Origin of the sequence: Salipiger pentaromativorans (assembly GCF_024721115.1) — a bacterium.
Taxonomy (GTDB): domain Bacteria; phylum Pseudomonadota; class Alphaproteobacteria; order Rhodobacterales; family Rhodobacteraceae; genus Salipiger; species Salipiger pentaromativorans.
Genome location: NZ_JAMDHK010000003.1, coordinates 267,344 through 292,213 on the forward strand (window position 1 = coordinate 267,344; position 24,870 = coordinate 292,213).

The following is a 24,870-nucleotide window of genomic DNA, read 5'->3' on the forward strand; positions in this document are numbered from 1 at the left end:
GTGTATCCTCAGTCTTCCGGCAGCCAGTCGATGTCGTCGAAGCCACGGTGCAGATAGCCGCCATGCTCAAAGGACGATCCTTCGTAGCCGAATTTCGGCCATGCCTCTTTCTGGTTGTAGAGCGACACCACAAGGTCGCCGCGGATCCTCTGGAAGAACTCCGAGTCCTCGATCTCTTCGAGAAGTTCGACCCGGTCCTCTTCCCAGCCGACCCCCGCATAGGGTGCCTTGAAGCGGGTGGTGGCGAGGCTGTCGAGCTGGGCCACGCCGGCTTCGATCACCCCCTTGAGCGCATCGTCCTGCGCGGCCTTCTCGTCCCAGGGCATGACGGCCACGATGTAGAAATGATCCGACAGGAAGTCGTGCGGATAGATGTCGCGGGCCATCTTGGCCAGCGTCTTCATGGTCGCCGGCGACAGCGCCTTGCCGCTGTCGGCCCAGGCGTCCTCGATGCTCAGCCCCATGCTGCCGGCGAATGCCGCCGCCGGAGCGCCCGTCGCCATCCCTTTCAGGACCGTCCGCCGGTTGTATTTTGATCTTTTGTCGACCAGTCGCATTTTGGCTCTCCTTCTTACCTACTTGCGGTGGTTTCACACACTCGGATTGAAAATTTCTCGAATATTTTCTTTATGTTAGGCCGCAAAAGCCACCCGCCCTGAATCGGGCGTCACGGCATGCGGCGCTCAGCCCTCCGAAACCGGATGGCGCGTCACTCGATGTGTTTCAGAAACGCGATCACCTTCTCGCGCACCTCGGGCTTGGCCTGGCGGTAGGACATGAAGGTGCCCTTGATCATCTTCTGCGGATTGGTCAGCCAGGCATCGAGGCTCTCCTCGTCCCAGACCACCTCCGCCCCGGCCAGACCCGAAGAGTATTTGAACCCTTCGATCGTGCCCGCCTTGCGCCCGAAAATATCGTGCAGCGGCGGCCCTTGCCGCGGCGGTGCTTCGGGGTCGAGCGTGTGGCAGGCGGCGCATTGGCGCTTGAACAGCTCCTGCCCCTCGCTCTCCCCTCCCGCACCGTCGGCAAAAGCCGCACCGGCCGCGCAAAAGGCGGCAGGGAAAACCAACAAAATGAGACTGTTCGCGGCATTCCGCTGTGTCATTTACCCACTCCTCCGACAGGTGGAAAAGGGGTAATACACTTCGCTTTTCCGGTGGTGGTACGTGACTAGCACATCTGCCTTTCCGCCGATTTTCGGCGCCTTTGCCCGGCCCCGAAAAGACAAAGGGCGGCCCGATCCGGACCGCCGTCTTTCGCAACGCCGATGCTCTGCGATCAAAGCGGGTCGCGGCTGCGCTGCAACTCCTCGCCGATGGTACAGGACACCCTCGGCCCGGCGATCCGGATCGGCTCGGCCCGGGCAGAGGGCATCGCCCGCGCCACTTCGAGCATCAGCTTGGTACGGATCGAGCTCCGGAACTGATCCTTGGAGGTGATCGGGATCACAAAGCCACGGTCTCCGCCGACCACGCAATATTGGAAATACAGGTCGAGATCCTCGATATCGACCGGCGAGGCGGCAGGATCGCGCAGCATGATCGGCAGGCCGTTGATGGTGATGCCCCGCGCGACGGCCAGATCGCGCGCCGCGGTCACCGGGATGCCCTCGTTATTCGGCCCGTCCGCCGAAAGATCCAGCACCGGCTCGCCCCGATAAGGGCTGCGTTCGAACAGATCCACCGCATGCAGGATGGCAGCGGAGATCGAGGTGCGGGCCGCGCGCGAGATCGGCGCGCTTTGCAGACGCGCCGCGAAATCGGCGGCGGCCTCGGCGCTGTCCAGAAGATGCCAGTCGGCCACCAGCCTCTGCTCGCCGGGGCCCGCCCATTCGAAATAGGCGATGGCGATGGCGCCGTGCCGGCCCCCGGTGATCAGCCGGACGAACTCCGGAGAGCGGATCGTATCGGCATAGCCGTTGCGTTGCAGGATCTGCTCGCCCGGATCCATCGAGCGCGAGACATCGACGGCCAGAACAAGGGCGACATCCACCTCGACCGGCCCGTCCCCGTCCTGAACCCGGACGGGAGAAAGAGGGCCGGACGCCGCAACGCTCGCGGCCATCGCAAAAGTTGTGGCCGCCGCGAGGCGCTGCAACATGGGACGTGCCAGCGCCGATCGCTGTCGTGCAAAATGTCTAAGGCGTTTCATGCGCCGGGTTGTAGGCCCGATCCGGCCGGCACGGGCAGTAGCCCTGTACCACAGTCCCGGTCCCGGCCCCGAGACAGGGCGCCGGAGGCGTTCGGACCCGGTCGCGCCCGGTGGCTCTCACGCCGCCGATACCCGTCCCTGACATGCGCGCATCCGCCTCCGGCAATGGCTGTCGCCAAAGCTGGAAACGGGTGCAAGACTTCGGCAGAGGGGACGGAACCACCCACCCGTGCAAGGCTGGCGGCCCTTCCGCGCCAAGACGCGCTCAGCTCTCCTGAAATTTCGGCGCGCGCTTCTCGTGGAAGGCCAGCACGCTCTGCGGCGCGGGCTTGGTGATCGTGGTACAGCCCACCGCCAGCGAGCGGATCAGCAGCACGGCGGCGGCAAAGGCGGCGAGCCGTTCGAGCCCCCGGCAGTGGCGCAGATGCATGCCCACCACCGAGCCCGCCAGCGCATAGACGCCCAGCATCGAGGTGGTCGCGACCAGCGCGATCTCGTACCACGCGCCGTTCATCACCAGCGCCGGGTTGTAGACGAAGGCGAAGGGCACGATGAAACCGGGCAGCGTGAGCTTGAACGCGGTCAGGCCGGTCTTGGTACTGTCGGTCTTGGCCAGGGCCGCCGAAATCACCGTCGCGCATGAGACCAGCTGGAAGATCGCCGACATCCGCGCGCTGGCCGACCGCTGGTACAAGCCGGAGGATATCGGCGCCTCGATCTCCAGCGGCTCATTTCACACGCTGGGCATGGTGATGGCGCCCTGCTCGCTGCGCTCCGCCTCCGAGATTGCCAATGGCGTGACCTCGACCCTACCCACACGCGCCGCCGATGTGGTGCTGAAGGAACGCCGCCGTCTGGTGCGGATGCTGCGCGAGACGCCGCTGCATCTGGGTCATCTGCGCACCCTGACCACGCTGGCCGAGATCGGCGCCATCCTCGCGCCGCCGGTGCCCGCCTTCTACGCCAGGCCCGAGACGCTGGACGACATGATCGGCCATATGCTGGGCCGGGTGGTGGATATGTTCGACATCGAGACCGGCACCGTCAAGCGCTGGAAAGACGACGCCTGAGCGGCGTTACAGGCAGAGCGCCACCAGCTTGGCGCGCGGCTCCGCTGCGCCTTTGCCCTTGGGCGCCAGGGCCGCGAAGGTGTCGAGATTTCCCGTCATCGTCGCGGCGCGGTCAGTGCCGGCCTCAACGAGCGCGGGCTCTGCCACCATCAGCCCTTCATAAAGCGCAAAGAGCATGCCCTGCTCCAGCCGCTCGGCCTCGATCTCCCATTTCTGGATGCCCGCGCGCAGGGTTTCGCGCGGCGCCTCGGGGCAGACCTGCCAGCCCTTGAGCCGCCGCCGCACCGCACGCAGCGGGCGCACGATCTCGGCATGCCAGGCAGAGACCTCCCCGGCGCAGCGCGCGGCCCCCGCCCCTGTGATGCCCCAGCCCTCGGACCCCAGCCAGAGCCCGAAGAGCAGCAGGTTCACATCGGCGCCGGTCTCTTCCTGGATCTCCAGACAGAGCGGCGGCACCCCCGACCGCCCATAGCGGTCGAGGGAAAAGCGCCAGAACGGATGCGCGTCGGGGTCAGGCTGGATAAGCATCGCGGTGCCGGATCGTCACATTGGGCAGATCGGAGACGCTCTATGCCCCCGACTGCGCCATGGTGACGGCGAATTCCTCGGGGATCAACCCGGCGAAATGGCTGCCTCCACCGTCCCCCACCGCCGCCAGCGTATAGAGGGAGGCCCGCCCGCAGCACGCAGCCTCCGCCCCCAGCGCCAGGTCGAGCCCCGAGCGCACGCCGCTGTCGAAGAGCCGCGTCGCCTTGCCATCCACCTTGTCGCGGATGATCGGCAGCACCTCGGCGGGGCTGGGCGCCGCGTCGGACTGGCGCCCGCCACGGTTCGAGACCAGAATGCCGTCGCCCCCGGCCTCCACCGCCGCGACAGCATCGTCGGGATGCAGCACGCCCTTGACGATCAGCGCCCGGTCCCAGACCCGGCGCATGCGGGCAACAGGCCGAAATAGCTGCCGGGCTCGGTGCGCGGGCAATGCTCGACCCGCAGCGGGTATTCGTTGACGATGGCCGCCTCTGGCGCGGCGATCTCGCCGATCACCCGGCTGATATATTCCGGCGTCAGCGCCTCTTTCGGCTCCCCCTTGGCGCGGGAGGCCGCGCGGTCCGCGGCGATCTTGGCCGTAAGCGCCTCGCCTTTCGGCCACAACGGGCCGAGGAGGTCCAGCAGCCCCTCCAGCACATCCGCCGGGCGCCCGGCGAGCGACATGTCGGAACGGAAGCTGCGCATCGGGTGGCGGGCAAAGACCGGGTCTTCGCCGGCATGCACGATCCCGGCCTCGGCACGGCCCCTCCACAGGGCGCCATCCCCGCATCGCCTGTGGCCCCCGCACCGCCCCTTGTCGCTTCAACATGCAAGGTGATGCGCAAAGCCCTCCCGGCTCCGAAACCGAGGGGCGCCAAATAGACAGAAGGGCAAGAGGCGTCGCCCCCAAAGCGCCGGCAGATCTTGGGGCGTCGCTCTGAGGAACGGCTTGCCGGATATCATCACCGACCGCCCCGCACCGCCCATCGCAGAGAACCGTCTGCCGAGCGGTGTTTCACCGACCAGCAAACGGAGAGCCCAATTTTAATCACTCCGGAAACTGTCCAATCCATTGGAAGCGACGCAGTCGCCGGGATCAGCCTCGGTGAACGTCAATGCCCGCCTGCAATTCCACACCGGTCACAGCCCGGGAAAGTCGGCGGGCAGTTCCGAGTTAAAAAACGGTGTAGTTCTCCAGAAACGATGCATACGCTAGAATAGCGGCCTGACCCTGTTCCTATCAGCGACCGCACTCACCGCAACCGTCCTCTTCTGGCTATGAAAATCAAAAATCCGGAGCCAATGATTTACGCGCATTCCCTAAAGGACCGTGGCCCTGCCGACTGGGAGACGCTCCTCGACCATTCTTTCGCCGTTGCGCGGAGTACGCGCCGGAATGCCTCCGCATTCGCCCCGGAGCTCGGAGAAATCATCGGTTGGGCGCACGACCTGGGAAAGACGAAGCCGCGTTTCCAGGAGCGGTTGCACAACTCCGATATCCACGAACCCCACGCAGCGGCCGGCGCGCGCTATCTGTTCTTTCGTCAGCCCCATGCACTCTCCGCCATCATGGCACAGATCGTCCTGGGCCATCACGCGGGGTTGAGCGATGGCGGTGGGCCCGAGCGTTTACTGCGCGCACGTCTAGAGGAGGAGCAGGTTCTTTTGCCGCCAGAGGATTGGCCCGTCCCCAGGCTGACCAAACGCCCAACAGCGCTCGCGGAGCTCGACGGGAAGGACCTCGGCAACGCCAATTATCACTTCGCCTTCCTCGGGCGGATGCTGTTTTCCGCCCTTGTCGATGCCGACCGGAGCGAGACCCGCGCTTTCTACGACCGCGCCGAGGGCCGCGCGGCCCCCGAGCCCGAACCCGTCGCGCTGGACGAACTGCGCCGCCGCCTCGACACGCATATGGCGGAGCTGAGCGGCGAGGGTCCGGTCAACGCCCTGCGCCACGGGGTCCACACCCATGTGCGGGCGCAGGCCGCGCGCGATCCGGGGCTTTTCAGCCTCACCGTGCCGACCGGCGGCGGCAAGACGCTGGCGGCGCTCGGCTTTGCGCTCGACCATGCAATAGCCCATGGGCAGGACAGGGTGATCTTTGTCATCCCCTACACCTCCATCGTCGAGCAGACGGCGGCGGTGTTCCGCAAGGTTCTGGACGATCCGCAAGGCAGGACCGTGCTCGAACACCATTCCGCCTTCGACTGGCAGGAGCACGAAGACGACGAGGCGCGCGATCTCAAAACCGCCGCCGAGCGCTGGGACCGGCCCGTCATCGTCACCACCGCCGTGCAGTTCTTCGAAAGCCTGCACGCGGCGCGCACCTCGCCCTGCCGCAAGCTGCACCGCATCGCCAATGCGGTGGTGATCCTCGACGAGGCGCAGACCCTGCCGCGCCCGCTTCTGCGGCCAAGCCTGGCCGCCATCCGCGAACTGGCGCGGGGCTATCGCAGCAGCCTCGTGCTCTGCACCGCGACCCAGCCTGCGCTGCTTAAGGAGGACGGGTTTCCCCATCCCGAAGCGCTGTCGCGCGATGGCCCCCTGCCCCTGCGCGAACTCGCGCCCGATCCGAAGGGCCTGTACCAAAAGCTGAAGCGCGTGCGCGTGGAGCAGGCCGGCCCGCTCTCCAACGCGGCGCTGGCGGACCGGCTGGCCGCGCCCGAGGGCGGGCTCGCCATCCTCAACAACCGGCGGCAGGCGCGCGCGGTCTTCGAGCTGATCCGCGATGTGCCGAACGCCTGCCATCTCTCGACCAATATGACCGCGCGGCACCGCCGGGTGGTATTGGAAAAGGTGCGGGGGCAACTCGCCAGCGGCGCCCCCGTCCGGCTTGTCAGCACCAGCCTGATCGAAGCGGGCGTCGATGTAAGTTTCCCCGTGGTCTACCGCGCGCTTGCCGGGCTCGACAGCATCGTGCAAGCCGCCGGGCGCTGCAACCGCAACGCCGAGGGCGCCGAGCCGGGCCGGGTGGTGGTCTTTGAACCGGCCGCAGAGGAGGCAGGCCAATACAAGCCCCCCGAGGAGCTGCACCAACTGGCCGAGACCGCACGAAGCGTGCTGACCCGCTTTTCCGAAGACCCGCTCTCGCTGGAGGCGATCAACGCCTATTTCAAGGATGTCTTCTGGCAGAAGAAACAGAAGATGGATGCGGGCAAGGTGGACGGCCAGGACTACCCGATCCTGCAAGCCATCGCCAATGCCGGGGGCGGGGCCGAGTTGAACCTCCCCTATGCCTCTGTCGCGAAAGCCTTTCGCATGATCCCCGAAGGCGCGATGCCGGTGGTGATCCGCGGCGGCGACTGGGGCCTTCCCGACCGCGACTGGGAGAAGGTGCAGTATCTGACAAGCGCGGGCGCCGTGGCGCGCCTCCTGCAAAGCTATCAGGTGCAGATCCCCGAGAAGGCGCGGCAAAAGATGCTTGGCGCCGGTCTGCTGGTGCCGCTTCGGGAAACGGAGTTCGGGCTGCAATTCCTGCTCCTCGACCGTCCGGAGCTTTATGACGGGGAGACCGGGCTCAAATGGGACGATTGGGAGGATCTGGGGTTTCTGAGCTATTGAGAGCGGTTCTTGTTGACAGAGAACCGTTCGAGGCTTCAGATCAGAATAAGTCCGGAATGTTTGAATGTCCTACGGTATAAAGTTGCTGATCAAAGGCGATTACGCCTGTTTCACCCGGCCTGAAATGAAGGTCGAGCGTGTTTCCTACGATGTCATGACACCCTCTGCCGCGCGGGGAATCATCGAGGCAATCCACTGGAAACCCGCCATTCTCTGGGTGATCGACCGCATTCACGTCTTGGCGCCGGTCCGGTTCGAAAACATCCGCCGCAATGAAATTGCCTCCAAGATCCCGGCCAGCAATGTGAAGACAGCGATGAAGGCGGGATCCGTGGCCGGGCTGCACCTGAATGTCGACGAAGACCGCCAGCAGCGCGCCATGATGGCGCTGCGCAATGTGGTCTATGGCGTCGAGGCGCATCTCGAGATGACGCCGAAAGCGGGCCCCGAGGACAACCCCGCGAAACATATCGAGATGGCGCGCCGCCGGGCGGAAAAGGGGCAGCATTTCCACCAGCCCTGCCTTGGCGTTCGGGAGTTTCCCGCCGATGTGACGCTGGTCGAAGGCTTTCCGGAAACCGCCCTGCCCGCAGCGGATCGGAACCGCGATCTGGGCTGGATGCTCTATGACATCGCCTATGACCGCGGGCGCGACGCGCTGTTCTTTCACGCGCGCATGGAGGACGGCGTGATCGACGTGGAGAAAGCCCGGCAGGCGGGGCTGGCGCGATGACGATCCTGTCGTCTCTGGCCGCGCTTTACGAGCGGATGGCCGAGGCGGGCGAGGCTCCGGCGCCGGGCTATTCCGACGAAAAGATCGGCGCCGAGCTGGTGCTGAGCGCAGATGGAAAGCTGATCGCCTGCCACTCCCTGCTGACGCCCGAGGGCAAGCGGATGGTGCCGGAAACCTTGTCCGTGCCGGCGGCGATCAAGCGCTCCTCGGGCATCGCGCCGAATTTCCTCTGGGACAAGACCGCCTATGTGCTGGGCGTCACGGCGCTCAAGGACGCGCGCAAGAAACCTCTCCCCGACGACGCGGGCCAGTTGCAACCCTGTCAGGAACACCGCACGGCGGACGAGCATGCCGCTTTTGTCGCGCGCCATCATGAACGGCTCGATGGCACGGACGATCCCGGCCTGCGCGCCTTTCTGGCCTTTCTCGACGCCTGGTCCTGGGAGGATTTCGCCGCAAAGGCCCTGCCTCCCGAGATCCTGGATCAGAACGTGGTCTTCAGCTTCGAAGAGCGCGGGCGCTACCTGCACCGGCGCCCCGCCGCACGGTCGCTCATCGTGCCCACAGCCGACGCCGAGGGGCCACTCTGCCTGGTCACCGGCGAACAGGCCCCGCCCGCACGGCTGCACCCAAGCATAAAGGGCGTGATGGGCGCGCAAAGCTCGGGCGCCTCGCTGGTGTCGTTCAACGCCTCGGCCTTTGAATCCTTCGGTCACAAGCAGGGCGACAACGCCCCTGTCTCGGAACATGCCGCCTTTGCCTATGGCACCGCGCTCAACGCGCTTCTGGCCCGTTCGGGCAAGGGTCCGGGGCGGCGCGCGCTGCGCATCGGCGACACCACCACGGTGTTCTGGGCCGAAACCGCCACGCGCGAGGCCGACGAAGCCGCCGAAATGGTCTTTGGCGATCTCTTCGACGCCCCCAATCCCGATGAGATGGGCGAGGACGAAAAAACCGCGCATCTGAAGCTGCAATTCGCGATGGAGGCGCTGGCCAAGGGGCGCGTGCCCGACGATCCGCGCTTTGCCCCCTCGACGCGGGTCTATGTGCTGGGGCTCGCGCCCAACGCCGCGCGACTTTCGGTGCGGTTCTGGCTGCCCGGCACGCTGGGAGATTTCGCCCGCCATGTGCAGCGCTTCCGTGACGATCTGGCGATCGAGCCCGCGCCGTGGAAGCGCCCGCCCGCCGTCTGGGCGCTGCTCTACGAAACCGCGCTCCAGCACAAGGCCGAGAACATCCCGCCGCTGCTGGGCGGCGATCTGATGCGCGCCGTGCTGCTGGGCACGCCCTATCCGCGCCTGCTGCTCGCTGCCGTGATCGGCCGCATCCGCGCGGACGGGGTGATCAACGGCGCCCGCGCCGCGATCTGCAAGGCGGTCATCGCCCGCAATCTCAAGGAGGAATTTCCCGTGAGCCTCGATCCCGAAAACCCGAGTGCCCCCTACCGGCTCGGACGCCTCTTCGCGGTGCTCGAAAGCATTCAGCAGGCGGCGCTGCCGGGACTGAACGCGACGATCCGCGACCGCTATTTCGCCGCCGCCTCGGCCACGCCCGCGCGGGTCTTTCCGCTGCTGACCAAGACCGCGACGCATCACCTGTCGAACCTGCGCAAATCCGACAAGGGCGGGCTTGCGCATTGGTTCGACGAGGAGATGGGGCAGATCTGGTCCGGGCTCGACCCGAACCTGCCCGGCAGCCTGACGCTGGAGGATCAGGGGCGCTTCGTCGCCGGCTACTACCACCAGAAATACCACAAGAAACCGAAGGATGCCGGGGCCGAACACCCGGTCGCCGAGGGGGAGACCACATGACCGCTCTGACCAACCGCTACGATTTCGCGCTGTTCTTCACCGTCAAGGACGGCAACCCCAACGGCGACCCGGACGCGGGCAACCTGCCCCGCATGGACCCCGAGACCAACAACGGCCTCGTCACCGACGTGGCGCTGAAACGCAAGGTGCGGAACTACATCGCCATGGCCAAGGGCGACGAGCCGGGCTTCGGCATCTATTTCACCGAACGCGCGGTGCTGAACACGCTGCACAAAAAGGCCTATGACGCGCTGGAGCTCAAACCCGAATCCAAGAAGCTGCCGAAAAAGGCCGAGGAGGCGGCGCAGATCACCGGCTGGATGTGCCGGAACTTTTTCGACATCCGCACCTTCGGCGCGGTGATGACCACCGAGGTCAACGCAGGCCAGGTGCGCGGCCCCGTCCAGCTCTCCTTTGCCCGGTCGGTCGAGCCGGTCATGCCTCTGGAAGTGTCGATCACCCGCTCCTCGGTGACCAATGAAAAGGATGTGGACAAGGAACGCACCATGGGCCGCAAGCACATCGTGCCCTTCGGCCTTTACGTGGTGCATGGATTCATCAACGCCAAGCTGGCGGAAAAGACCGGCTTCTCCGAAGAGGATCTGGCGCTGTTCTGGACCGCGCTGCGCGACATGTTCGACTTCGACCGTTCGGCGGCGCGCGGCGAGATGGCGGCGCAGGAGCTGGTGATGTTCAAACACGACAGCGCGCTCGGCAACGCCCAGGCGCACCGCCTGTTCGAGCGCATCGCAGTGCTGCGCAAACGTGGAGACGAGGTGCTGCCCGCGGGCGACGAACGCACCCACAACTGGCCCCCGGCCCGCGCCTATTCCGATTACGACATCCGGGTGGACGACAGCGCCCTGCCCTCCGGCGTCACCCTGCTGCGCCCCTGGTCCGGTGCCGCCTGAGGCCAAGGACATCAGCCTGCCGATCTCGGCGCTTCAGCACTGGCTCTACTGCCCGCGCCAATGCGCCCTGATCCATGTCGAACGGCTCTGGGCGGAGAACCAGCTCACCGCCGAGGGCCGGGTGCTGCATGCCCGCGCCGACGGCGGCACCAGCGACAAACACAAGGGCATCCGCAGCCTGCGCGCGGTCGCACTGGGCTCGGAGCGGCTGGGGCTGCACGGGGTGGCCGATGTGGTCGAGCTGCACAAGGGCAGAGTCTACCCGGTCGAGTACAAGCGCGGCCGCCCCAAAGCGCACCGCGCCGACGAGGTCCAGCTTTGCGCCCAGGCGCTGTGCCTCGAAGACATGACGGGCCAGACCATCCCCGAGGGCGCGCTGTTTTACGGCGAGACACGCCGGCGCGTCGTGATAAGCTTCGACCAAGACCTGCGCTCTTTGACATCGTCCATCGCCAATGAGGCCCGCAGCGCGCTCGCCGCCGGGAGGCTTCCGCCTGCGCATTACGCGGCCGGACGCTGCAAGGCCTGCTCGCTCCTCTCGCTCTGCCGCCCGCAGGTGCTGGAATCTCCGCCCTCGGTGCGCGGCTGGATGGCCCGTGCCCTGGCCAGCGACGCGATCCCGGACGGCCCCGAATGAAGAAGCTCCTCAACACGCTTTACGTGACCTCCGAGGGTGCAGCGCTGCGCAAGGACGGGCAGAACGTGGTGGTCGCCATAGACGGCCACGACCGCGGCCGCGCGCCCGCCCATCTGCTCGGCCAGATCGTCTGTTTCGCCCAGGCCACAATCAGCCCGCCGCTCATGGCCTTCTGCGCCGAAAGCGGCATCTCCATCGCCTATCTCTCCACCACCGGACGGTTCCTCGCCCGCGTCGAGGGGCCGCAATCGGGCAATGTGCTGCTGCGCCGGGCCCAGCACAAGGCGAGCGACTCGCCGGCTCTGGCGCTGCCCGTCGCGCAATCCGTGGTCGCCGCCAAGGCGGCGAACCAGCGCGGCCTCTTGCGCCGCGTGCTGCGCGATTACGGCAAGACCATGGATCCCGCGCCCTTTGCCCTGCTCGACACCTGCGAACGCCGCCTGTCGGACGCCGCCCGCCTGGCGCTCGACGCCCCCGATCTCGAGACCCTGCGCGGCCAGGAGGGCGAGGCCGCCAATGCCTATTTCACCGCCTTCCCGCAGTTCATCCGCAACCCCGGTTTCAGCTTTGCAAACCGCAGCCGCCGCCCGCCGCTGGACCCGGTCAACGCGGTTCTGTCGCTGCTCTACGCGCTGCTGGCGCAGGACTGCCGCGCGGCCTGCGAGACCCATGGGCTCGATCCGCAAATGGGCTTTCTGCACCGCGACCGTCCCGGCCGCATGAGCCTTGCGCTCGATCTCATGGAGGAATTCCGCGCCCCGCTCGCCGACCGCACCTGCCTGACGCTCCTGAACCGCCGGCAGTTGTCGGCAGGCGATTTCCGCTTTGAGGAAACCGGCGCGGTGCTGCTCTCCGACGACGGGCGCGAAACCGTGCTCAAGGCCTGGCAGGAGCGCAAGCGCGAGACCGTCCGGCATCCGTTTTTCGAGGAAACCGCGCCGCTCGGCCTGTTCCCGCAGATGCAGGCGCAGCTCCTCGCCCGCCATCTGCGCGGCGAGCTGGACGGCTACCCCGCCTGGATCTGGAGGTGACATGCTGGTGCTGATCACCTACGACGTCCGCACCGACAGCCCGGCCGGGCGCCGGCGGTTGCGCGGCGTCGCGAAGGCCTGCGAAGATTACGGCCAGCGCGTGCAGTATTCGGTCTTCGAATGCGACCTGTCCCCGGCGCTCTGGACGGCGTTGCGCGCCCGTCTCGTGGCGCTGATCGATCCCGAGCAGGACAGCCTGCGCTTCTACATGCTCGGGGCGAACTGGCGGTCGAAGGTCGAGCATGTCGGCGCCAAGCCCGCCACGGATTTCGACGGGCCGCTGATCTTCTGATGCGAACCCCAAGCGCCCCGGCTGGAGCTCATGGGGTCGCGAACCGGATTGCGCGTGCCGGGGCAACGATTTAGCCAAGGATGTTGCGACCACGGACCGCCAAGACGAATGCGGCGATGGGAGGTTCGCGAAAATGCGGCGACTTCCCTTTTTCTTTCAACCGAGTAACAAGAGACCGTCGCGCCCCTCGCGGGCGCGTGGATAGAAACATCAACAATATCAATCTGATCACGAATTGGGATGTCGCGCCCCTCGCGGGCGCGTGGATAGAAACAGAACATCAGTAATAGTCTGTATGTAACTCTCTAGTCGCGCCCCTCGCGGGCGCGTGGATAGAAACAACTAGTTTATAGTAGTAATAGGAAATAAGAACATGTCGCGCCCCTCGCGGGCGCGTGGATAGAAACTGGTGGGGGCCTAACATACCTAAAGATGCCAGCAGGTCGCGCCCCTCGCGGGCGCGTGGATAGAAACAGCTATATCTTGACGCTCAGTCCGCCCTCCGGTTGTCGCGCCCCTCGCGGGCGCGTGGATAGAAACCCTCCCCTCTACGAAGACGTTTGGTCATTACAATGTCGCGCCCCTCGCGGGCGCGTGGATAGAAACTCGTCAATAGTACGCATAAGGGTGGGGATGAGGGTCGCGCCCCTCGCGGGCGCGTGGATAGAAACTTACACGAGGTCAGAGATGTAAGTACCGAGCGAAGTCGCGCCCCTCGCGGGCGCGTGGATAGAAACAGCAGCATATAGTACGGCACCTACTGTAGAATCGGTCGCGCCCCTCGCGGGCGCGTGGATAGAAACTGCCTCCGTCTGGGTAAACACCCAAGGGTATGCGTCGCGCCCCTCGCGGGCGCGTGGATAGAAACAGCTATATCTTGACGCTCAGTCCGCACTCCGGTTGTCGCGCCCCTCGCGGGCGCGTGGATAGAAACTGGTCTTTATTAGGTCCAGCTACACCAGACTTATGTCGCGCCCCTCGCGGGCGCGTGGATAGAAACTGCTAGATAATCGGCAGGCATACGGCCTACAGGGTCGCGCCCCTCGCGGGCGCGTGGATAGAAACTGGTAGGTAGAGCGGTCGCAGTCCTGCACCCAGGTCGCGCCCCTCGCGGGCGCGTGGATAGAAACTCAATAAAATCAGTATCTTGATATATATCTACGTCGCGCCCCTCGCGGGCGCGTGGATAGAAACACCCAGACCGAACTGGACACCATCAACGAGGCCCTGGAGTCGCGCCCCTCGCGGGCGCGTGGATAGAAACGCGCCGAATGCGCCGAGGCGCACATGGCCTGCAAGTCGCGCCCCTCGCGGGCGCGTGGATAGAAACGCCCTCTTGGACGGCGCACCATGGTGGTCATTTGGTCGCGCCCCTCGCGGGCGCGTGGATAGAAACATGGCTGGACGCCGGGACATCATGGGATGGCCTAGTCGCGCCCCTCGCGGGCGCGTGGATAGAAACCGGCTCGATCCTATTTCTGGCGCGGCTGGGATGGTCGTCGCGCCCCTCGCGGGCGCGTGGATAGAAACAATGATGGCGTGAATATTCGGCCAGATGGCCTTGTCGCGCCCCTCGCGGGCGCGTGGATAGAAACGCATCTCCATTCCGAGATGGCGGCGCGCTGCGGTCGTCGCGCCCCTCGCGGGCGCGTGGATAGAAACGTAGATTTCGAGGATGCCAGGCTCGCCCTTCACGTCGCGCCCCTCGCGGGCGCGTGGATAGAAACCCGTTGCGATAGGCCCCCACCTTACCTGTCGGGTGTCGCGCCCCTCGCGGGCGCGTGGATAGAAACCATCGCGGCGGGGGACCGGCTTTGCGCGCTCGAGGCCGTCGCGCCCCTCGCGGGCGCGTGGATAGAAACGCCACCGTCTTCTTGGGTTGCGGCTCGTCACTGGTCGCGCCCCTCGCGGGCGCGTGGATAGAAACCAGACGGTCTCGGCCAAGTCTGGGCGCTCGTGTCGTCGCGCCCCTCGCGGGCGCGTGGATAGAAACATGATGCCGGCGGCATTCTGGGCCGGGACGGTAAGTCGCGCCCCTCGCGGGCGCGTGGATAGAAACCCGTGTGGTTGGCCCGCGCGAGCAGTGTCGCATCGTCGCGCCCCTCGCGGGCGCGTGGATAGAAACCCGCGCGCGCTTCCCAGAAGCCCGCCGAGAAATCGTCGCGCCCCTCGCGGGCGCGTGGATAGAAACACGGCGACGAGCTGCCCTATGGGCTCGACCTCGGTCGCGCCCCTCGCGGGCGCGTGGATAGAAACCGGGTAAGCCGGAGGCTCCGATAGCGTGAATGTGGGTCGCGCCCCTCGCGGGCGCGTGGATAGAAACTCTGGCCTCCACGGGATCGACCCGATGTCGGGCGTCGCGCCCCTCGCGGGCGCGTGGATAGAAACTGGCACCAATGGGCCATACCGCACATACCTGACTGGTCGCGCCCCTCGCGGGCGCGTGGATAGAAACACCCTCGCGCATTGGGGCGTGGTGGTGGGAGATCGGTCGCGCCCCTCGCGGGCGCGTGAAAGTACATCCGCGCTCGTCGCGCCGGGTCTGTCTGACAGGCCGCCTGTCAGCGAAACATCGGCGCCAGCGCCCGGATAAACGAGAAGAACGTCCCGGCCAACGGCCCCGATATCCAGGGGGCCAAGCCGGTGGCGGAGGCTGTGGGATTCGAACCCACGGGACGCTCTCACGCCCAACGGTTTTCAAGACCGCCGCATTCGACCACTCTGCCAAACCTCCGGTCCGGCACCTCTACCCGCGCTCACGCGATTCTGAAAGCGCGCGCCCGGGGAAAAACCGCCGATCACGGCATTGCGGGCTTTCCTTGAAACGGCCAAGCCGCTAGTCTCCCGCGCAACGGCCGGGCTTCCCGGCCCAAGGCGGTTGAGGCAGGCCGATCCGGGCCACAGCCCCGTCACGAACCATCAAACCCGGCGCAAAGATCCGGGGCGCAGAGCAGGCACAAGGGCAAGACGACCCTCAGGACAGGCAAGGGGCAGGACATGGGCAGAGAGTTTCCGAAGCGGCGGGGCGCGGCATGGCCGGCCGTTCTGCTTGTGGCCGGAGCCGCCGCATTGAGCGGCTGCGACGAGGGCCAGATGCCCGCCTTCCTGCAACCCAAGGATACCGCCGCCGACAGCGGCAGCGAAACCGTCAGCCGCGCCGGACGCAGCGTCGAACGCGACATCGAGGCGCCCGAGGTGTTCCACGCCACCGAGGCCGGGCTCTGGGACGGGCGCCCCTCGCTGGGCGGCGTCTGGGTCGCCCACCCCGAGGTCAAGGACCCCGAGCGCGTCATCGTCCGCAACCAGCAGAACGGCAAATTCGTCATCGGCGCCCTGTTCCGCCGCGAACACGAAACCCCCGGGCCGCGGCTTCAGGTCTCGTCCGATGCCGCCGCGGCGCTGGGAATGCTGGCCGGCGCCCCCACCAATCTCGACGTGATCGCGCTGCGCCGCGAGGAAGTTCCCGCTGATCCCGATCCGGTGCCCGCCGCCCAGGCCGAGACCACCGCCGTGCCCGAGGCGCCCGAGGTCTCCGAGGGGACGCTTGATCCGGTGGCCGGCGCGGCCGCCGCCGCCATCGACGCCGCCCCGGCCACGCCGCCGCAGGCAACCGAGACCGCCGCCGCCGCGCCGAAGCCGGCGCCGAAACCGACCTCGAAACTGGACAAGCCCTATCTTCAGATCGGCATTTTCAGCGTCGAGCAGAACGCCAATAACACCGCCACCGCGATGCGGCAGGCGGGCATGGTGCCGACCGTCCTGAAACAGTCCAGCTCGGGGAAAACCTTCTGGCGGGTGATCGTCGGGCCGGCCCAGAGCAGCTCGGAACGTGCAGCGCTGCTGAAGAAAATCAAGGCGGCGGGCTTTACCGACGCCTATGCCGTGACCAACTGACCCCCCGGCCCTGCGCGGCCCGGGGAAACCAAGGACAAGGAGCTGCCCGATGATCCTTTCCCGTTCCCTCCGCCGGCTGCTTGCCGCCGCCTCGGCGGTGGCGCTGATCGCCAGCCAGGCCAGCGCCTTCGACACCCGCGCCCGCGCGGCCTTTGTGCTCGATTACACCACCGGCACGGTGCTGATGGCCAAGAATGCCGACGAGGCGCTGCCGCCCGCGTCGATGTCGAAGCTGATGACGCTCTACATGGCCTTCGAGGCGATCCGCGACGGCCGGCTGCGGCTGGACGAGCGGCTGCCGGTCTCGTCGCATGCCATGTCTTATGGCGGCTCGACCATGTTCCTCGACACCACCGACCGGGTGCGGGTCGAGGATCTGCTGCGCGGCATCATCGTGCTTTCGGGCAACGATGCCTGCGCGGTGATCGCCGAGGCGCTGTCGCCCGACGGCACCGAGCCGGGCTTTGCCAAGCTGATGACGCGGCGCGCGCAGCAGCTCGGCATGACCAATTCGACCTTTGCCAACGCCTCGGGCTGGCCTGCGCCCGGGCACCGCATGTCGATGCGCGACCTGACGCTGCTGGCCACCCATATCATCGAGGATTTCCCCGAGTTCTACCCGATCTTCTCCGAGACCCGGTTCGCCTTCGACGGCCGCGCGCCGCAGAACGTCAACAATCGCAACCCGCTGCTGAAACTCGGCATTGGCGCCGACGGGCTCAAGACCGGCCACACGACCGAGGCGGGCTACGGGCTGGTGGGCTCGGCCACGCAGGGCGAGCGGCGGGTGATCTTTGCCATCACCGGGCTCGACACCGACCGCACCCGCGCCGAGGAAAGCGAGGCGATCGTCAACTGGGCCTTCCGTCAGTTCGCCGAACGCAAGCTGGTCACCAAGGAAACCGAGATCGCCAGCGCCAAGGTCTGGATGGGCGCCGAGGACAGCGTCGGCCTGGTCTCGCGCGAGGATGTGACGCTTCTGGTGCCGGTGACGCCGGGCACCCAGCTTGACGCCGAGGTGGTCTATACCGGCCCGCTCAAGGCGCCGATCACCGAGGGCCAGAAACTGGCCGAGCTGATCATCCGCCCCGAGGGGCTGCCCGAACATCGGGTGCCGCTCTATGCCGCCCGCGCGGTGGCCGGCGGTGGCTTTGCCAAGCGCATGATGGTGGTGAGCCAGGTGCTGCTCAACCGCCTGCAGGAACAGCCGTCCGGGGAGGCGATGTGACCCGCGGCACCGGGCTGTTCATAAGTTTCGAAGGCATCGACGGCTCTGGCAAGTCCACTCAGGCACGGCTTCTGGCCGAGCGCCTGCGCGGCGAGGGCCGCGAGGTGGTGCTGACCCGCGAGCCGGGCGGTTCGCCGGGCGCGGAAGAGATCCGCGCGCTGGTGCTGCAAGGCGACCCCGACCGCTGGTCGGCGGAAACCGAGCTGCTGCTCTTCACCGCCGCCCGGCGCGATCATCTCGAACGCACGATCCGCCCGGCCCTGGCGCGGGGTGCCACGGTGATCTGCGACCGCTTCGCCGATTCCACCCGCATGTATCAGGGTCTCTCGCGCGGCGATCTGCGCCAGGCGGTGGACACGCTGCACGAGCTGATGATCGGGGTCGAGCCCGACCGGACCATTCTCATCGACATGGATCCCGCCGCCGCGCTGTCCCGCGCCAAGGCGCGCGCCACGCCCGAGGAACGGTTCGAGGATTTCGGCCTCGGGCTACAGGAAAAGATGCGTGCGGGCTTTCTGGCGCTGGCCGCCGAATTCGCCGGGCGGTTCCGCGTGATCGACGGCAACCGCGCGCCGGAAGCGGTGGCGGAGGATGTCCGCGCCGCGCTAGAAGCGCGGGTATGAGCGACACCGAGATTCCCCAGCCCGACCGCGTCGAGGGCGCGCCGCATCCGCGCGAAACCCCGCGCCTCTTCGGACAGGACAAGGCCGAGCGGGATTTCCTTTCGGCCTATAGCTCCGGCCGACTGCATCACGGCTGGCTGCTGACCGGACCGAAAGGGCTTGGCAAGGCAACGCTCGCCTGGCGCATCGCAAGGTTTCTGCTGGCAACGCCCGACCCCGATGCCGGAGACGGCCTGTTCGGTGCGCCGCCGCCGCCCGAAACGCTGGACATCGCGCCCGACCACCCGGTCGCGCGGCGCATGCTGGCGCTGTCCGAGCCCGGGCTCTTCCTGCTGCGCCGCGCCTGGGACGACAAGGCCAAGCGGCTCAAGACCCAGCTCACCGTGGACGAGGTGCGCAAGCTCAAGGGCTTCTTCACCCTCTCGGCCGCCGAGGGCGGGCGCCGCGTGGTGATCGTGGACAGCATGGACGAGCTGAACACCAACGCCGCCAACGCCATCCTGAAGCTGCTCGAGGAACCGCCGGCGCGGACCACGCTGCTGATGGTGGCGCATCAGCCCTCGCGCCTACTGCCGACGATCCGGTCGCGCTGCCGCGAGCTGCGCCTCGCCCCGCTCGGCCCCGAGGACATGGCCCGCGCGCTCGCCCAGGCGGGCGCCGAGGTCGCCCCGCAGGAGGCGCAGGCCCTCGCGGCGCTGTCGGTGGGCTCGGTCGGGGCGGCGATCCGGCTGCTCAATCACGACGGGCTGCGGCTTTACGGCGATCTGGTGCAGATCCTCGATACCCTGCCCCGGCTCGACCGGCCGCGCGCCATCGCCCTTGGCGAAAGCACCGCCGGCAAGGCCAACGAGGCGCGGCTCGATCTGACGCTGACGCTGATGGACACGCTGCTGGCGCGGCTCGCCCGGACCGGCGTCACCGGCCAGCCCCCCGCCCCCGAGGCCGCGCCGGGCGAGTCGGCGATGCTGGCGCGGCTCGCTCCCGACCCGGCCAAGGGCCGCGCCTGGGCGCAGATCGCGCAGGAGGCGGGCGACCGCGCCCGCCATGCGCGCGCGGTCAATGTCGATCCGGCCGCGCTGGTGCTCGACATGATCCTGCAACTGCACAAGGTCGCCTGACCCGGTGGCCCGGTGCCTGCGCTGCCGCCGCTAGACGATCCCGCCCTTGATCAGCCGGTCGGCCAGGTGCGCATAGGCCTGTGCCATAACCCCGTCGCCCAGCGCCACCGGCGTGCCGGCATCGCCGCCAAGCCGGGTTTCCAGGTCGATCGGAAGCTGCGCCAGCACCGGCAGCCCCAGCCGCTCGGCCTCGGCCGCCACGCCGCCCTGACCGAACAGATGTGCCTCATGGCCGCAATTGGGACATATATATAGAGACATGTTCTCGATCAGGCCAAGCACCGGCACTTTGAGTGTCGCGAAGGCATCGAGCGCCTTTTTAGCGTCCAGCATGGCGACATCCTGCGGAGTCGACACCACGATAGCACCGGCCAGATCGCTCTTCTGCCCGAGCGTGAGCTGCACGTCGCCGGTGCCCGGCGGCAGGTCGATGATCAGAACGTCCAGCTCGCCCCAGGCCACCTGCATCATCATCTGTTGCAGCGCGCCCATCAGCATCGGCCCACGCCATACCACCGCCTTGTCCTCGGGCAGCATCAGCCCGATGGACATCAGCGTGACGCCATGCGCCTCGAGCGGGATGATGGTCTTGCCGTCCGGGCTGGCCGGGCGTTTCGAGACCCCGAACATGCGCGGCTGCGACGGGCCGTGAATATCGGCGTCGAGCAGACCCACCTTCTTGCCCGCCCGCGCCAGCGCCACGGCCAGATTCGACGAGACGGTGGATTTGCCCACCCCGCCCTTGCCCGAGCCGATGGCGATCACCGCCTTGACGCCCGGCGGATTCATGCGGCTTTCCTGCGGCTGCGGATGCCCGCCGATTTTCAGCGACGGCGGCTTGGGCGCGGGGCCGTGCGCGGTCAGCGCCACGGTGACCTTCTGCACCCCGGGAACCGCCGCAACCGCCTTTTCCGCGGCGGCGCGCAACGGCTCCATTTGCCGCGCGATCTCGGCGCTCGGCGCCTCGATGACAAAACGCACCGCGCCGTCCTCGACGGCCAAAGCACGAATCATATCTCTGGAAATCAGGTTTCCCCCGTCGGGCAACGCCAGTCGCGCCAGCGCGGATTTCACCGCCTCGATTGTCCCGCTCATTCGACATCCTTTCCATTTCTGCAAGCCGACGTAAGGTCGCTTTGCTGTGGATGCAATCCTCACATTCTTTCCGCTCATTTTTTACGCTTAACGCATTGCTTTCGCTTAGCTCTCAGCCATGCGCCCTATGCGCCCGCCGCATAGCGGCATTGAGTTTCCACGGGATTGTGCAGTTGCAGCATTTAGCCCAAGTTAAGGCCAACGACGCAATAGACCCACGCAGGCAAGAGACGCAAATGGCATACGCAACCGAACAGAACTCGCGCAACCAAAGCGGTTTGACCGGACGCTTCGCCACTTTCGCCGCAGGTCTCCGCGAACAGATGGCCCGGCGCCGGCTCTATAAAGAGACCTTCCGCGAACTCGCGGCGCTGAGCAACCGCGAACTGGGTGACCTCGGGCTGCATCGCTCGATGATCCGCAGGATCGCATGGCAGGCCGCCTACGGCGCCTGAAACACGGAATTGGTTTCGAAGGGCTCTCTCCTCCTCCCTGAGCCCTTCGATATCGGCGGCGGCCTCACTCCTCCTCCCGAGGCCGCCGCCGCAAAGAACAAAAGGGCCGCAAGGCCCAAGACATCGAAGGCCCTTCTCCTCCTCCCTTGGGTCTTTCGTGTCCGCGACGGTGCCTCTCCTCCTCCCTGGCACCGTCGCACCTAACATCCGGGCACTGACGCCCGACAGTTCGGAGACCCCTCTCCTCCTCCCTGGGGTCCTTCGATGCCGCGGCGGGGTCTCTCCTCCTCCCTGACCCCGCCGCACTCTCATTCGGGGCTGCAAGGCTCCACCGGAACGAAGGCCCTTCTCCTCCTCCCTTGGGCCTTTCGTGACCGCGACGGTGCCTCTCCTCCTCCCTGGCACCGTCGCACTCTCATTCGGACCGAACGGTCCAACAGGTTTCTGGAGCCCCTCTCCTCCTCCCTGGGGTTTCCGGAAAATTGACGGCGGTGCCCTCTCCTCCTCCCTGGGCACCGCCGTTTTCTTTTTCCGCCACCCCGCCACGATCCCCCGCCACGATCCCCTGTCGCCGCAACGCTCGTTGCGACTCGAGTCGCGCCGTTTTCGGAAAATCCCGGACCCCGGGGCGGGATCCTGCCCTGCCCGCAGGCCTCAAACGCTTGTCATATGAGCTTTACCAAGCCGCGTTACTGCTGACGTCAACACTGTATCTTGCGAGGCTTGCCAGAGGGAAAACGCGAGATATAGTATTTTCAGGCTGGGGCGGGACGTCCCGCTCTGGTGCTTCGAGACGGGCAGACAGGGCAGGGAACGATTCACTCCATGGACGGCGATTTCAGAACCCATTTTGTCAGGGAACCTTCCGCGCTGAAACATCACCCGGCGCTGGTGCTGAATGCGGATTACCGGCCGCTTTCCTACTACCCGCTGTCGCTCTGGCCCTGGCAGGAGGCGGTCAAGGCGGCCTTTCTCGACAGGGTGGACATCATCGCCGAATACGACGAGGAGGTCCGAAGCCCGTCGATGACGCTGAGAATTCCCAGCGTGGTGGTGCTGAAAGATTACGTAAAACCGAGGAAGCGCGTGGCATTCACGCGCTTCAATCTTTTTCTGCGGGACGAATTCCGCTGCCAGTACTGCGGATCCAAGGGCGATCTGACCTTCGATCATGTGGTGCCCCGCGCCGCCGGCGGCGTGACGAGCTGGGAAAACGTGGTTGCCGCCTGCGCACCCTGCAACCTGCGCAAAGGATCGAAATCGCTGCGCCGCGCCGGCATGTCCCTGCGCAAGATCCCGCGGCAGCCCGGCGCCTCCGAGCTGATGAATGTGGGGCGGAAATTCCCGCCGAACCACCTGCACGAAAGCTGGCTCGACTTCCTCTACTGGGACGCCGAGCTCGAAGCCTGAGCCTCTGCCCGCCCTGGCCCCGGCGGCAAGGCTTGCCACGATGCCGCCCCCGGCCTAAGCCCGCCCTGCGGGCGCGAGGGAACGCCCGGAAGGGGTTCCATGCTGCTTTATCGCCTGCTCGTCTCGATCTTCGCGCTCTGGGTTCTCGCCGGGCTGGTGCTGCGGCGCGATCGGACAGCGCTGCGCCAGAGGCTCGCGGCGGGCCCCGCCGAGCCCGGCCCGCATCTGTGGCTGCACGCCGCCTCGAACGGCGAGCTGGCCTCGGCCCGGCCGCTGGTCGACGCGCTGCGCGGCGCCCGTCCCGATCTGCCCCTGCTCGTCACCTGCAACTCGCCCACCGGCGTCGCGCTGGCGCAAAGCTGGGGGCTGGCGGCGCGGCTTGCGCCGCTCGATCTGGGCTGGGTGGCGCGGCGGATGCACCGCAAATGGCAGGTCCGCGGCCATATCGCGATGGAATCGGAACTCTGGCCGCACCGGGTGCTGACCTGCCCCGGCCCGGTCTTCGTCATGGGCGGGCGACTCACCGAGGGCACCGCCCGGGGTTGGCGCCTGTTCGGCGCGCTGCAACGCCGGCTGCTGCGGCGCATCGCCTATGTCTCCGCCCAGGACGCGGGCTCTCTCGCCCGCTACCGCGCGGCGGGCCTGCCCGCAAGAGCGGCGGGGCCCGTCGTCGATCTCAAGGCGCTCTACACGCCCGAGACCCGGCGCGATCCGGCGCTTTGCGCGACGTTCGACCGCCGCCTGACCTGGCTGGCCGCCTCCACCCATGAGGGCGAGGAAGAGGTGGTTCTGGCCGCCCATCTCCGCGCCCGCGCCGAGATCCCCGGCCTGCGCCTGATCCTCGCTCCGCGCCATCCGCGCCGCGCCGAGGCGGTGCTGCGCCTCATCGTTGAGACCGGGCTGTCCTGCGCCCGGCGCAGTCTTGGTCAGGATCCCGCCACTGCCGAGGTCTATCTTGCCGACACGATGGGCGAGATGGGGCTGCTCTACCCGCTGGCGGGGCGCATTTTCATCGGCGGCACGCTGACCGACCGCGGCGGACACACCCCCTACGAGCCCGCCGCCTACGGCGCGGCGCTTCTGCACGGCCCGGATGTCGCGAATTTCCGCGCACCCTTCGCCCGGCTCGACGCCGCGCATGCCGCACTCCAGGTCGCGAGCGCCGAGGACCTGGGCGCCGCCCTGATCCGCCTCGCCCCGCCCGATGCCCAGGACGCCCTGGGAGGCGCCGCGCAGGCAGCGCTGCGTCCGGAGGCAGATGCGCAGGAACTGGTGCGCGAACTCACAGAGCGGCTGGACGCAGCGGGCTGAGCGCGTCACTCTCGGCGCGAGTCGTCTCGCATCCGCGCCATGCCCCTGATTTCCGCCCCCAACCAACCCCAGACCGCCCGGCCCGCGCAGGTTCCGCACCTGCAATACGCGGCGTTGTGCTATCGCCTGCGCGGCGGCAAGCTCGAGATCCTGATGATCACCAGCCGCGGCGGTCGGCGCTGGACCTTGCCCAAGGGCTGGCCGATGCGCGGCCGCACCCCTGCCGAGACCGCCGCGCGCGAGGCCTGGGAAGAGGCCGGTGTCCGGGGCACGCCGCATCGCAACTGCGTGGGCGGCTACACCTATACCAAGCATACCGACCCGCATCTGCATCTCGCGATGGTCTTTCCGGTCGAGGTCGCCCGGCTGGAAAAACGCTTTCCCGAACGCGGCGAACGCAAGCGGCGCTGGATGAGCCGGACCAAGGCCGCCACGCTGGTGGCCGAGGCGGAGTTGGCGCAGATCCTGCTGCGCTTCGATCCCAACGCCCTCGGCCGCTGAGCCCCCCCCTATCGCGCCGCTTGAACTTCCTTGCGGAAAGGTTAGGTATTTCAGGATACAGTCGGGCAAAGTCCATGATCAGCTATTCTCTCAAATGCGCGCAGGACCACCGCTTCGACAGCTGGTTCCAGTCCGCAAGCGCCTTCGACAAGCTGCACGCCGCCGGTCTGGTGACCTGCGCGGTCTGCGGCACGTCCGAGGTCGAGAAGGATCTGATGGCACCGCGCGTGAACGCCGGCGCCGACAAACCCGGCGACAGCCCCGCGCCCAGCCTGAGCGACAGCGCCTCGCCCGAAGAGCAGGCGCTGAAAGCGCTGCGCGACGAGATCGAGAAACATTCCGATTACGTCGGCAAGGATTTCGCCCGCGAAGCCCGCGCGATGCATTCCGGCGATGCGCCGAAACGTGCGATCTGGGGCGAGACGCGCGGCGACGAGGCCCGCAAGCTGATCGAGGACGGCGTGCCCGTCGCCCCCCTGCCCTTCCGACCGACACGGAGATCGAACTGAT

The 24,870-nt window shown here is 67.0% G+C and carries 25 protein-coding genes, 1 tRNA gene and 1 CRISPR repeat array; of the genes, 17 read left to right on the forward strand and 9 right to left on the reverse strand.

What is annotated here, in order from left to right:
• Positions 1-8 precede the first annotated feature (8 nt).
• From M4578_RS07145 to M4578_RS07160, 4 genes are all read right to left on the reverse strand, one after another.
• Positions 9-557: a Twin-arginine translocation pathway signal gene (locus tag M4578_RS07145; protein WP_258092774.1), complete on the reverse strand. Its 549-nt coding sequence runs from the start codon at positions 555-557 to the stop codon at positions 9-11.
• A 152-nt stretch (positions 558-709) separates the two neighbouring features.
• Positions 710-1,105: a c-type cytochrome gene (locus M4578_RS07150; protein WP_258092775.1), complete on the reverse strand. Its 396-nt coding sequence runs from the start codon at positions 1,103-1,105 to the stop codon at positions 710-712.
• A 173-nt stretch (positions 1,106-1,278) separates the two neighbouring features.
• On the reverse strand, positions 1,279-1,992 hold the full coding sequence (locus tag M4578_RS07155; RefSeq protein ID WP_258092776.1) for a DUF1194 domain-containing protein: 714 nt from the start codon (positions 1,990-1,992) through the stop codon (positions 1,279-1,281).
• A 424-nt stretch (positions 1,993-2,416) separates the two neighbouring features.
• Positions 2,417-2,782: a hypothetical protein gene (locus M4578_RS07160; protein ID WP_258092777.1), complete on the reverse strand. Its 366-nt coding sequence runs from the start codon at positions 2,780-2,782 to the stop codon at positions 2,417-2,419.
• Between M4578_RS07160 and M4578_RS07165 the strand changes: the two genes are divergently transcribed.
• The gene (locus M4578_RS07165) at positions 2,760-3,221 is read left to right on the forward strand and encodes a UbiX family flavin prenyltransferase (RefSeq protein WP_258092778.1); all 462 of its coding nucleotides are present in this window, start codon (positions 2,760-2,762) and stop codon (positions 3,219-3,221) included. The two genes, M4578_RS07160 and M4578_RS07165, sit on opposite strands and share 23 nt — an antisense overlap.
• Positions 3,222-3,227: 6 nt before the next feature.
• Here M4578_RS07165 and M4578_RS07170 read toward each other — a convergent pair whose 3' ends face one another.
• Genes M4578_RS07170 through M4578_RS07180 form a run of 3 tightly spaced genes read right to left on the reverse strand, consistent with a single transcriptional unit; the run spans position 3,228 to position 4,493 of the window.
• The gene (locus tag M4578_RS07170) at positions 3,228-3,749 is read right to left on the reverse strand and encodes a TIGR02444 family protein (RefSeq protein WP_258092779.1); all 522 of its coding nucleotides are present in this window, start codon (positions 3,747-3,749) and stop codon (positions 3,228-3,230) included.
• Between the two features lie 40 nt (positions 3,750-3,789).
• On the reverse strand, positions 3,790-4,155 hold the full coding sequence (locus M4578_RS07175) for an alpha-hydroxy-acid oxidizing protein (RefSeq protein ID WP_258092780.1): 366 nt from the start codon (positions 4,153-4,155) through the stop codon (positions 3,790-3,792).
• On the reverse strand, positions 4,128-4,493 hold the full coding sequence (locus M4578_RS07180; protein ID WP_258092781.1) for a hypothetical protein: 366 nt from the start codon (positions 4,491-4,493) through the stop codon (positions 4,128-4,130). Before M4578_RS07180 ends, M4578_RS07175 begins: the two co-directional genes overlap by 28 nt.
• 558 nt (positions 4,494-5,051) lie before the next feature.
• Between M4578_RS07180 and M4578_RS07185 the strand changes: the two genes are divergently transcribed.
• From M4578_RS07185 to cas2, 7 genes are all read left to right on the forward strand, one after another.
• A complete protein-coding gene (locus tag M4578_RS07185; RefSeq protein WP_258092782.1) occupies positions 5,052-7,310 on the forward strand; it encodes a CRISPR-associated endonuclease Cas3'' in 2,259 nt (752 codons plus the stop codon).
• Positions 7,311-7,374: 64 nt separating this feature from the next.
• The gene (cas5c, locus tag M4578_RS07190; protein ID WP_258092783.1) at positions 7,375-8,043 is read left to right on the forward strand and encodes a type I-C CRISPR-associated protein Cas5c; all 669 of its coding nucleotides are present in this window, start codon (positions 7,375-7,377) and stop codon (positions 8,041-8,043) included.
• Positions 8,040-9,854 (forward strand): type I-C CRISPR-associated protein Cas8c/Csd1, encoded by a 1,815-nt coding sequence (gene cas8c / locus M4578_RS07195; protein WP_258092784.1) that lies wholly within the window; start codon positions 8,040-8,042, stop codon positions 9,852-9,854. Before cas5c ends, cas8c begins: the two co-directional genes overlap by 4 nt.
• The gene (gene cas7c, locus M4578_RS07200; protein WP_258092785.1) at positions 9,851-10,765 is read left to right on the forward strand and encodes a type I-C CRISPR-associated protein Cas7/Csd2; all 915 of its coding nucleotides are present in this window, start codon (positions 9,851-9,853) and stop codon (positions 10,763-10,765) included. Before cas8c ends, cas7c begins: the two co-directional genes overlap by 4 nt.
• On the forward strand, positions 10,755-11,402 hold the full coding sequence (cas4, locus tag M4578_RS07205) for a CRISPR-associated protein Cas4 (protein ID WP_258092786.1): 648 nt from the start codon (positions 10,755-10,757) through the stop codon (positions 11,400-11,402). Before cas7c ends, cas4 begins: the two co-directional genes overlap by 11 nt.
• Positions 11,399-12,433 carry a type I-C CRISPR-associated endonuclease Cas1c gene (gene cas1c, locus M4578_RS07210; protein WP_258092787.1) on the forward strand — a complete coding sequence of 345 codons (1,035 nt, stop codon included), beginning with the start codon at positions 11,399-11,401 and terminating at the stop codon, positions 12,431-12,433. Before cas4 ends, cas1c begins: the two co-directional genes overlap by 4 nt.
• A gap of 1 nt (position 12,434) precedes the next feature.
• Entirely contained in the window at positions 12,435-12,725 is a 291-nt protein-coding gene (gene cas2, locus M4578_RS07215) for a CRISPR-associated endonuclease Cas2 (protein ID WP_258092788.1), read from the forward strand.
• A 177-nt stretch (positions 12,726-12,902) separates the two neighbouring features.
• Positions 12,903-15,247: a CRISPR direct-repeat array (repeat unit 32 nt; unit sequence GTCGCGCCCCTCGCGGGCGCGTGGATAGAAAC).
• Between the two features lie 122 nt (positions 15,248-15,369).
• Here cas2 and M4578_RS07220 read toward each other — a convergent pair.
• A tRNA-Ser gene (locus M4578_RS07220) sits at positions 15,370-15,459 on the reverse strand.
• A 263-nt stretch (positions 15,460-15,722) separates the two neighbouring features.
• On the opposite strand from M4578_RS07220, the gene M4578_RS07225 reads away from it, so the two are divergent.
• From M4578_RS07225 to M4578_RS07240, 4 genes are read left to right on the forward strand one after another with little or no spacing between them, the layout of a single operon-like run.
• Positions 15,723-16,619 carry an SPOR domain-containing protein gene (locus M4578_RS07225; protein WP_258092789.1) on the forward strand — a complete coding sequence of 299 codons (897 nt, stop codon included), beginning with the start codon at positions 15,723-15,725 and terminating at the stop codon, positions 16,617-16,619.
• Between the two features lie 49 nt (positions 16,620-16,668).
• Positions 16,669-17,847 (forward strand): D-alanyl-D-alanine carboxypeptidase family protein, encoded by a 1,179-nt coding sequence (locus M4578_RS07230; RefSeq protein WP_258092790.1) that lies wholly within the window; start codon positions 16,669-16,671, stop codon positions 17,845-17,847.
• Positions 17,844-18,470: a dTMP kinase gene (gene tmk / locus M4578_RS07235; protein WP_258092791.1), complete on the forward strand. Its 627-nt coding sequence runs from the start codon at positions 17,844-17,846 to the stop codon at positions 18,468-18,470. The genes M4578_RS07230 and tmk overlap by 4 nt, the downstream gene beginning before the upstream one ends.
• On the forward strand, positions 18,467-19,588 hold the full coding sequence (locus M4578_RS07240; protein ID WP_258092792.1) for a DNA polymerase III subunit delta': 1,122 nt from the start codon (positions 18,467-18,469) through the stop codon (positions 19,586-19,588). Before tmk ends, M4578_RS07240 begins: the two co-directional genes overlap by 4 nt.
• Before the next feature lie 30 nt (positions 19,589-19,618).
• On the opposite strand, the gene M4578_RS07245 is transcribed toward M4578_RS07240, so the two are convergent.
• Positions 19,619-20,683, reverse strand: coding sequence for an Mrp/NBP35 family ATP-binding protein (locus M4578_RS07245; protein ID WP_258092793.1), 1,065 nt, complete (start codon positions 20,681-20,683; stop codon positions 19,619-19,621).
• Positions 20,684-20,919: 236 nt separating this feature from the next.
• Here M4578_RS07245 and M4578_RS07250 point away from each other — a divergent pair, with 236 nt between their 5' ends.
• The 5 genes from M4578_RS07250 to M4578_RS07270 all read left to right on the forward strand — a co-directional run bounded on the left by M4578_RS07250 (position 20,920) and on the right by M4578_RS07270 (position 24,869).
• Complete coding sequence (locus M4578_RS07250; protein ID WP_258092794.1) at positions 20,920-21,138, forward strand: DUF1127 domain-containing protein; 219 nt, start codon at positions 20,920-20,922, stop codon at positions 21,136-21,138.
• 825 nt (positions 21,139-21,963) lie between these two features.
• On the forward strand, positions 21,964-22,548 hold the full coding sequence (locus M4578_RS07255; RefSeq protein ID WP_258092795.1) for an HNH endonuclease: 585 nt from the start codon (positions 21,964-21,966) through the stop codon (positions 22,546-22,548).
• 99 nt (positions 22,549-22,647) lie between these two features.
• Positions 22,648-23,859, forward strand: a complete 1,212-nt coding sequence (locus tag M4578_RS07260) for a 3-deoxy-D-manno-octulosonic acid transferase (protein ID WP_258092796.1) — start codon at positions 22,648-22,650, stop codon at positions 23,857-23,859.
• Positions 23,860-23,898: 39 nt separating this feature from the next.
• Complete coding sequence (locus tag M4578_RS07265; RefSeq protein WP_258092797.1) at positions 23,899-24,360, forward strand: NUDIX hydrolase; 462 nt, start codon at positions 23,899-23,901, stop codon at positions 24,358-24,360.
• 74 nt (positions 24,361-24,434) lie between these two features.
• Positions 24,435-24,869 (forward strand): DUF1178 family protein, encoded by a 435-nt coding sequence (locus M4578_RS07270; RefSeq protein ID WP_258092798.1) that lies wholly within the window; start codon positions 24,435-24,437, stop codon positions 24,867-24,869.
• Position 24,870 lies beyond the last annotated feature (1 nt).

Coding starts and splice junctions, on each gene's coding strand:
- M4578_RS07150 (WP_258092775.1), bottom strand. CDS start 1,105: ATGACACAGCGGAATGCCGCGAACAGTCTCATTTTGTTGGTTTTCCCT.
- M4578_RS07175 (WP_258092780.1), bottom strand. CDS start 4,155: ATGCGCCGGGTCTGGGACCGGGCGCTGATCGTCAAGGGCGTGCTGCAT.
- cas2 (WP_258092788.1), top strand. CDS start 12,435: ATGCTGGTGCTGATCACCTACGACGTCCGCACCGACAGCCCGGCCGGG.
- M4578_RS07225 (WP_258092789.1), top strand. CDS start 15,723: ATGGGCAGAGAGTTTCCGAAGCGGCGGGGCGCGGCATGGCCGGCCGTT.
- M4578_RS07170 (WP_258092779.1), bottom strand. CDS start 3,749: ATGCTTATCCAGCCTGACCCCGACGCGCATCCGTTCTGGCGCTTTTCC.
- M4578_RS07145 (WP_258092774.1), bottom strand. CDS start 557: ATGCGACTGGTCGACAAAAGATCAAAATACAACCGGCGGACGGTCCTG.
- M4578_RS07265 (WP_258092797.1), top strand. CDS start 23,899: ATGCCCCTGATTTCCGCCCCCAACCAACCCCAGACCGCCCGGCCCGCG.
- cas8c (WP_258092784.1), top strand. CDS start 8,040: ATGACGATCCTGTCGTCTCTGGCCGCGCTTTACGAGCGGATGGCCGAG.
- M4578_RS07240 (WP_258092792.1), top strand. CDS start 18,467: ATGAGCGACACCGAGATTCCCCAGCCCGACCGCGTCGAGGGCGCGCCG.
- M4578_RS07245 (WP_258092793.1), bottom strand. CDS start 20,683: ATGAGCGGGACAATCGAGGCGGTGAAATCCGCGCTGGCGCGACTGGCG.
- M4578_RS07255 (WP_258092795.1), top strand. CDS start 21,964: ATGGACGGCGATTTCAGAACCCATTTTGTCAGGGAACCTTCCGCGCTG.
- cas7c (WP_258092785.1), top strand. CDS start 9,851: ATGACCGCTCTGACCAACCGCTACGATTTCGCGCTGTTCTTCACCGTC.
- M4578_RS07270 (WP_258092798.1), top strand. CDS start 24,435: ATGATCAGCTATTCTCTCAAATGCGCGCAGGACCACCGCTTCGACAGC.
- cas5c (WP_258092783.1), top strand. CDS start 7,375: ATGTCCTACGGTATAAAGTTGCTGATCAAAGGCGATTACGCCTGTTTC.
- M4578_RS07250 (WP_258092794.1), top strand. CDS start 20,920: ATGGCATACGCAACCGAACAGAACTCGCGCAACCAAAGCGGTTTGACC.
- M4578_RS07260 (WP_258092796.1), top strand. CDS start 22,648: ATGCTGCTTTATCGCCTGCTCGTCTCGATCTTCGCGCTCTGGGTTCTC.
- cas1c (WP_258092787.1), top strand. CDS start 11,399: ATGAAGAAGCTCCTCAACACGCTTTACGTGACCTCCGAGGGTGCAGCG.
- M4578_RS07185 (WP_258092782.1), top strand. CDS start 5,052: ATGATTTACGCGCATTCCCTAAAGGACCGTGGCCCTGCCGACTGGGAG.
- M4578_RS07230 (WP_258092790.1), top strand. CDS start 16,669: ATGATCCTTTCCCGTTCCCTCCGCCGGCTGCTTGCCGCCGCCTCGGCG.